The sequence below is a fragment of the Pseudoalteromonas sp. S3178 genome (genome assembly GCF_005886985.1).
GTDB classification, from domain to species: domain Bacteria; phylum Pseudomonadota; class Gammaproteobacteria; order Enterobacterales; family Alteromonadaceae; genus Pseudoalteromonas; species Pseudoalteromonas carrageenovora.
The window spans coordinates 1-273 of sequence record NZ_PNCW01000595.1 but is presented as its reverse complement, the minus strand read 5'-3'; the positions used below and the strand labels follow the sequence as shown (position 1 = coordinate 273).

Sequence of the window (273 nt, the reverse complement as noted above, 5' to 3'; positions counted from 1 at the left end):
CCATCCCCATTGCAACGCGCTTTGGTGTGCCAAATAGGTTAGCCAGTACCGGAATGTCATAACCAACAGGGTTTTCAAATAGGATAGCGGGTCCACCTGCTCGCAGCGTTCGGTCTGCAATTTCAGTCATTTCTAGTTTGGTGGAAATGGGCTGCTTGACGCGAACAAGTTCTCCTTGTTTTTCAAGCTGGGCTATAAAATCTCGTAAGTCTTGGTATTTCATCGGCGCACTATGAGTTGAGTTTGGCCTAGTATATCAACTAGGCATATTTT

The 273-nt window shown here is 45.8% G+C and carries 1 pseudogene; it reads right to left on the bottom strand.

Features of this window, described 5'->3' with window-relative positions:
- Positions 1-223, bottom strand: a pseudogene (locus tag CWC11_RS22365) (UbiD family decarboxylase domain-containing protein); the annotation flags it as partial.
- Positions 224-273 lie beyond the last annotated feature (50 nt).